5 protein-coding genes and 1 pseudogene are annotated in these 5,499 nt (G+C 32.3%); all 6 read left to right on the top strand.

The genetic code is table 11. The features are described 5' to 3' along the window. Positions 1–496: 496 nt before the first annotated feature. Positions 497–634, top strand: a complete 138-nt coding sequence (locus OEW78_RS09680) for a hypothetical protein (RefSeq protein ID WP_300327093.1) — start codon at positions 497–499, stop codon at positions 632–634. Positions 635–723: 89 nt separating this feature from the next. Beyond that, a complete protein-coding gene (locus OEW78_RS09675) occupies positions 724–1,335 on the top strand; it encodes a GNAT family N-acetyltransferase (RefSeq protein WP_300327094.1) in 612 nt (203 codons plus the stop codon). After that, entirely contained in the window at positions 1,332–2,132 is an 801-nt protein-coding gene (locus OEW78_RS09670) for an amidohydrolase family protein (RefSeq protein ID WP_300327092.1), read from the top strand. Before OEW78_RS09675 ends, OEW78_RS09670 begins: the two co-directional genes overlap by 4 nt. A gap of 502 nt (positions 2,133–2,634) precedes the next feature. Then, positions 2,635–2,802, top strand: a complete 168-nt coding sequence (locus OEW78_RS09665; RefSeq protein ID WP_300327091.1) for a hypothetical protein — start codon at positions 2,635–2,637, stop codon at positions 2,800–2,802. Positions 2,803–2,835: 33 nt separating this feature from the next. Further along, positions 2,836–5,001 (top strand): M20/M25/M40 family metallo-hydrolase, encoded by a 2,166-nt coding sequence (locus tag OEW78_RS09660; protein WP_300327090.1) that lies wholly within the window; start codon positions 2,836–2,838, stop codon positions 4,999–5,001. 86 nt (positions 5,002–5,087) lie between these two features. After that, positions 5,088–5,499, top strand: a pseudogene (locus OEW78_RS09655) (magnesium and cobalt transport protein CorA); the annotation flags it as partial.

The raw sequence follows: 5,499 nt of genomic DNA, 5'->3' as shown, positions 1-5,499 counted from the left end.
TATCATATTTTTTGATATCTTCAACCGTGGTGGCTGTCATGATTTTTAGAAATCCCTCCTGAGTTTAAACATATTGAATTTGATCCTTTTTTCTGTTTTTCATTAATATGCTTAAAATCAAATATTGGTTATTTAAAAAATAGGTTCTTTAGTTTTTTGGCTTTATGGAGTCAGGATTTTTCATGATGTAATGAAACATGCATTGTTTGCCTGCGCTACATTGACATTTCATACTCGAAAAATCAGATATTGCTATTTAAACAATAATTTAGTTGACCTCATTTAAAATGAAATCAACTCTTAATTACATTTTATATGATTTAACTAAATACTGTTCGTTGATAACATATAGGGAATTTACTGCTGAACACAAATCCTATGATAAATCAATACATTGCGATTATTGTGGAGTTCAATTAAGTACTCAGGGTGATTATTGCTCTGACTTGTGTAAGCAAAAAGATTCAGTTTGGCATAAAGAAGATGAGGTATGAGCATGGAAAATTCCTATAATGATGAAAGCACAATTGAACAACAATTTTCAAAACTGTACCCTCAATATGATTATTCACTAGAATCTTCTTCACATGAAAAAGATTTGAGGAAAAGAAAAAGAATGAAAACAATGTATTAATTACAATACAGTTAAAATTAACGTCGTCAAAAATTATGGATTCACATACTACTGCTAAAACTAGACACAGCCATGTGATAATTCGACAAATGTCTGAAGATGATCTTCCAAAAATTGTTGAATTACAAAAACTTGCATTTCCATATATGGCAGCAGAAGGTGTTTACTGGAAATCTGAACAACTCAAAGCTCACTTGAAAGTTTTCCCTCAAGGTCAGTTTGTTGCAGAATATCATGGAAAAATTGTTGGTTCGTGTAGCAGTTTGATTATCAAACTCAAATCAGATTATGAACCACATACATGGAAAGATGCATGCGGTGATAGTTTCTTCAAAAACCATGACCCGAAAGGAGATTCTTTATACGGTGCAGATGTCTCTTCTCACCCTGATTATAGGAGGTTGGGTATTGCCACAAAATTGTATGATGCAAGAAAAACACTTGCAATGAATCTGAATTTACGTAGAATCATTGCAGGTGCAAGATTGTTTAATTACTGTGAACATGCAAAAGAATTCACTCCTTTAGAATATGTTGCAAAAGTCAAAAAACATGAAATCAAAGAACCTGTATTGTCTTTTCAGATACGAAACGGCTTTAAATTTATCAAAATATTGCCTAATTATATGAAAGATCCACGTTCATTAAATAATGCAACTTTTATTGAATGGAAAAATCCTAATTTTGTAGAAAAATCATGATTATTGACTGTCATGTTCATGTAAATCAATATGAACTAACTCAACATGTCCCTTTACTTGAAGATAGACTGAAAATGCTTCAAAATGAGATGATCAACAACAATGTGGATTATTCAATAATCTTATCCTCTTACAAAACAAATGCCGAAAGACCATCAACAAAACAAATCATTGATGCCATCAAAAAATATGATAATCTTGGAATCGCTGCAGGATTCACTATAGATAATCACACTGATGAAGATCTCAAAATCTATAGGGAATGGATCAAAGAGGGAAAAATCAAAGCCATGAAAATCTATTCCGGCTATGAACACTATTATCCATATGATGAAAAATATCAAAAAGTCTATGATACGTGTATTGAATTTGACATTCCTGTGATGTTTCATACTGGAGATACTTATTCTGAGAAAGGAAAGTTGCGATACTCTAGGCCTCTTAATCTAGATGATGTTGCAGTAGACAACCCTGAACTCAAAATCGTAATGTGCCATTTAGGTAATCCTTGGATTCAGGATGCACAAGAAGTAATTTATAAAAATAAAAATGTCTATGCCGATGTATCTGGACTCGTTGTAGGTTCGTTTGATCATTTCTTTGAAAAAATGATGAAAGAAAAAGTTGCAGAGTTGATCAATTATGCAGGTGAGCCTAAATACTTACTTTATGGAACAGATTGGCCCATAAGCAGCATGGATTCATATCTTAATTTTGTAGCTAAACTAAATATCAAAAAAGAATTCAGAGATAACTTCATGTACAAAAATGCCAAAAAATTATTCAAGATTTCATAACCTGATGAATTACATCGTACAAATTCTTCACTAAGTTTAAATTTCTGAATTTTGATTTTCTTTTTGCCGTTACAAGGTTTGTAGGCAAAACCTAGTTGGCTAAAACCATACGGAAAGAAAAACCTTCAATCAAAAACAATGAATAATTAATTGATTGTTTTTATTGTAATTCTAGATATTAATTCAGTTTGTCTGCAATAAATCTACTTTAAACAAAAACATAGACTGATGATTTCTAAATTATTGTCTTTTGAAGTTTCCTGAAAATTTTTGTATCTAAATTTATCTTTTCAACGTTCTACAAGTGAATTTCATGAAGGCAGACCTGTAATATGCGAGAGATGACAGCTGTCTTATCACGAATTCACTGTAATACTATATTTCTTAAATTATTAAGATTGATTCTAATTGATTTGAATCTGAATAAAGACAACTGGTTATCTGATTTTAAAATGAATTCAAAAAGATCCATCTTAATAGGATTGTAAACATGTAAAAAATCATGAGATGTCCTAACTGTGGAAATCAAGCAAGCTGGAGAGATCCTGACTGTAACAAATGTGATACAACATTACATCAGAAAAACTGCAAAGGCAAGTCTGCTGATTGTAAATGCCATCAAATCAATGAACAGACATGGTCACAGAAAAAAGCAAAGCAGGCTCAATAAAATACTAATACTCTAAAACTTACTACCCGTAGAATGAAAGTAGCTCTGATCTATAATGAGACAAAAATAGATCCTAATGACGTAATCAATGTCTTTGGAATGACTACTAAAGAACATTACAGTTCCAAAGCTGTCGAAAGGGTTGCAAGAGCATTAGAAAAAGGTGGTCATACTGTAAAAGTGGTAGAAGGGGACATTCATCTCGCTGATGAATTACGCGAATTCATGCCAAAAGTAGTAGCTGGTGAAAATCCTGGAATGGTGTTTAACATGGCATATGGAATTCAGGGTCAAAATAGATACACTCACGTTCCAGCCATGATGGAGATGCTTGGAATTCCCTATATGGGATCAGGTCCCGCAGGCCATGCAGTTGTTCAAGACAAAGTGATGACAAAAATTGTTTTGCAAAAAAATAACATTCCTACTCCTGGGTTTTGGGTGTTTAGAACTCCTGAGGATACATATGATGATTTAATATTTCCAGTAATTGTAAAACCAAAATTAGAGTCCACTTCTATGGGAATGGAAGTTGTTGATAATTGGGATGATCTAAGAGCTGCAGTAAAAGTTCAGCTTGAAAAATTCCAACAAGATATCTTGGTAGAGCAATTCATCTCAGGACGAGAATTTGCAGTGGGATTATTAGGAAATAGTCCAAACATTGATGTTCTTCCAATTGTTGAAATAAATCTCGATCATCCAGATCAAATTCAAACCATTTCTGATAAAAAGAAAAAAGGTGGTGTTGATAAAACCTGTCCTGCAAAATTATCTAAAGCAAAAACAGAAGAGATGAAACAGATGTGTGTCAAAGCATTTGCTTCTTTGGGACTAAATGATTATGCTAGAGTTGATTTTAGAATGGATAAGGATGAAAACTTGTACATTCTTGAATTAAATTCAATGGCCAGTCTTGGAACTGGTGGTTCGTATTTTCATGCAGCAAAAGTTGCTGGATACACATACGAATCGTTAATCAATAAAATTTTAGATGTTTCAGTAATAAGATATTTCGGATCTTCTATACAACATCATGAATCTGAAGCTGATTTAACTCAACCATTACGAGTTGTTGCTAGAACATATCTTAGAGGTCATTCACATAGTCTAAAAGAAACTATGAAAAATTTTGTAAATTTGAACACACATGTATACAACATTGAAAATGTAAATCAATTAGGAACTATGATTTCTAAGAGATTAAAACATCTAGGATTTAGCGAACACATTCATAGACAACATGACGTTGGAAATTTCTACTATTTTAAAAATCACACAGAGTCTGAAAATGACGTCTTACTAGTTTCTCATCTTGATACACACTATGGTCCTGACGATTTAATTAGTTATCATGAAGATGATGATAAAATTTTTGGTTCAGGAATTGCTGAAAGTAAAGGTGGTTTAACTGTAATGTTAGGTGCATTACATGCATTACGATTTGCAAAAAAACTCAAAAAAGTGAAATGTGGAATATTGCTTACGACAGATGATAGTTTAGGTGGTAGATTCAGTAAAAAATTTGTTAAAGAATATTCTAAAAAATCACGATATATTATTGGACTCAAATCTGGTAGCATTGATAATGGAATAATTACCACATGTTATGGTAGAAATGATTATCAGATTAGATTTACCGCAAACGATCAATCATCTTCAGACATTCACGGAATTATCCCTATTTTGGCAAAAAAATTAACTGCGCTTGAAAAACTATCAAAAGATGAAAAAGATTATCGATTAAGAACTACCTCTGTTATTTCAAAGGGCTCTCATGGTAATACTCCGAATTTTGCCACAATGACATTGATATGCAGTTACAAAACAAAAAAACTCGGCGAATTAGTTGAATCAAAAATTCAATCTATAATGAAAAAGAAGGAGACAGGTTCAAAAAAACTAGATGTGTCTATAAACACAATTCAAACTAGACCTGCTGTATTAGAAGAACCCTCTGATACTAAATTTTACGAAATGGTTGAAGACCTTGCTAAAAAACATGAAATCAAAATTAAAAAACATTCTCAACTCATCTCTTCAGATATTTGTAATGTTCCAATAAATCTTCCAGCATTGGATGGATTTGGACCTTTGGGTCATAATTATCGTTCAACTAAAGAATACATCATCCATGATAGTATTGTAGACAGATCCGCCTTATTGTCATCTGTAATCTATAGATGTGCTGAAAAGTAATATTGAAATGAATTAGTTTTCCTTACTATAGGCTTATGGTTTAGAAGTGTTATAATACATAGGAATTCAATTGGGATGACATAGAATTGAAAGAATCAATTGGAATAATCATTAATCGACTTGTTTATGGATTTATTTTTGCTTTTCTATACCAAATTGTTATTGGAATAGCAACATCTTTGCTTTCTATACCTCTAACAGGTAATATCCAAGATCTCATATCTGGAGTAGAACAAATTGAATCCCGACATGGTCCTTGGCTTGTAGTCTGGTGGATTATTTCAACTGTTATAATTACGGCTATGGCTTTGTTGATAATCAGATACAAAAGATATCTGTCACCGTACAAGGGTGAAAAAGATATTGAAATCCCTCCAAAGATTACTATAGTCACTGCCATTATTATTGGCGCTTCTATCTCTTTCCTATTCTTCCTACTTGATACCGTAATCGGGATAGTTGTAGAGCCTGGAACGAAAACTGATGTTAGTGCAATAT

Source organism: Candidatus Nitrosopumilus sp. (genome assembly GCF_029882185.1).
Classification (GTDB): Archaea; Thermoproteota; Nitrososphaeria; order Nitrososphaerales; family Nitrosopumilaceae; genus Nitrosopumilus.
Note: the sequence above shows the minus strand (reverse complement) of the source record. Positions and strands in the feature narration are given on the sequence as shown.

Bases quoted from the DNA above. Each gene is read 5' to 3' on its own strand.
- OEW78_RS09680 (WP_300327093.1), top strand. From the start codon at position 497: ATGGAAAATTCCTATAATGATGAAAGCACAATTGAACAACAATTTTCA.
- OEW78_RS09675 (WP_300327094.1), top strand. From the start codon at position 724: ATGTCTGAAGATGATCTTCCAAAAATTGTTGAATTACAAAAACTTGCA.
- OEW78_RS09670 (WP_300327092.1), top strand. From the start codon at position 1,332: ATGATTATTGACTGTCATGTTCATGTAAATCAATATGAACTAACTCAA.
- OEW78_RS09665 (WP_300327091.1), top strand. From the start codon at position 2,635: ATGAGATGTCCTAACTGTGGAAATCAAGCAAGCTGGAGAGATCCTGAC.
- OEW78_RS09660 (WP_300327090.1), top strand. From the start codon at position 2,836: ATGAAAGTAGCTCTGATCTATAATGAGACAAAAATAGATCCTAATGAC.